This is a genomic window from Microbacterium sp. LEMMJ01, from assembly GCF_002114135.1.
Classification (GTDB): Bacteria; Actinomycetota; Actinomycetes; order Actinomycetales; family Microbacteriaceae; genus Microbacterium.
The window spans coordinates 1-1,108 of the sequence record NZ_NCTV01000016.1; the positions used below are offsets into that span (position 1 = coordinate 1).

General features: G+C 70.2%; 2 protein-coding genes. Both read right to left on the bottom strand.

Going from position 1 to position 1,108, the window contains the following annotated elements; all coding sequences use genetic code 11:
* Positions 1-536: metallophosphoesterase (locus tag B7W94_RS02455; protein WP_172400047.1), on the bottom strand; the 536-nt coding region annotated here is incomplete at its 3' end.
* A gap of 18 nt (positions 537-554) precedes the next feature.
* A partial coding sequence (locus B7W94_RS02460; protein WP_085604157.1) for a tyrosine-protein phosphatase occupies positions 555-1,108 on the bottom strand: 554 nt, incomplete at its 5' end.

Sequence of the window (1,108 nt, forward strand, 5' to 3'; positions counted from 1 at the left end):
AGCCCGATCGGGCTCGGCACGGGCGGGTGGTGCAGCGCGATGAGGGTGCCGTCGGGCGCGGGGACTTCGAGCTCGCGGCGCAGCCACGCCAACTGCTCGTCGCTGATCTCGCCGTGGTGCTGCCCGGGCACCGTCGAGTCGAGCGCGATGATGCGCAGACCGTTGACGTCGTAGACGCGGTCGACGGGCTCGGACTGGTCGGCCTCCTCGTCGAGCAGGCCGCGGCGGAACGCGACGCGCTCGTCGTGATTGCCCATCACCCAGATCACCTGGGCACCGAGCTTCTCGGCGGCGGGCTCGACGATGGCCCGCAGGCGCTCGTAGGCGTCGGGGCGGCCGGTGTCGGCGAGGTCGCCGGTGAACACGATCGCTTCGGGGCGGGCGTTGGCCTTGGTGAAGCCGTCGAACAGCTCTGCGAGGTTCTTGTCACTGTCGATGCGCTCGTGCAGCAGGTCGCCGTCGCCCACGAAGTGGGTGTCAGAGACATGCAGGATGAAGTGCTCGGGAGCGGGATGCTGGCTCGCGATGTGCGACATGGTGTGTGTTCCTTCCGATCAGACCGCGGTGGCGGCGGGGTCGATGATCACGGCGGTGAGACGCTCGAGCTCGGTGGGGGTGAGTCCGTGGGCGAGGAGGTAGGCGCTGATCGACCCGTGCTCGCGGTCGATGCGCTCGAGCAGCGCCTCGAGCACCTCGGCGGGGCTCTCGGTGATGAGTTCGACCATTCCCGCGGTCAGTTCGATGCCGCGCTGTTCGAAGACGGCGGTCATCGCGTCTGACCACTCGCCGCGCAGGTTCTCGGCGGTGGCGGCGTAGTCGGCCACGACGTCGTCGCGGTCGACCCCGGCGGCGGCGAGCGCGAAGGCCACGACGAGACCGGTGCGGTCTTTGCCGGCGGTGCAGTGCACGAGCACCGCGTCGTCGTCGTCAGCCGCGATGATCACCCGGATCGCGTCGACCAGCTGCGCCCCGCGCTCGTCGACGATGTGGTCGTAGACGGGCACGAGTCCGACGTGCGTGGTGGCCTGCGCGGCCGGGTCGGCGTCGTCGAACACGGGCAGGTGGTGCACGGTGACCTCGAGCCCGTCGACCGCGCTCGGCGCTGTTG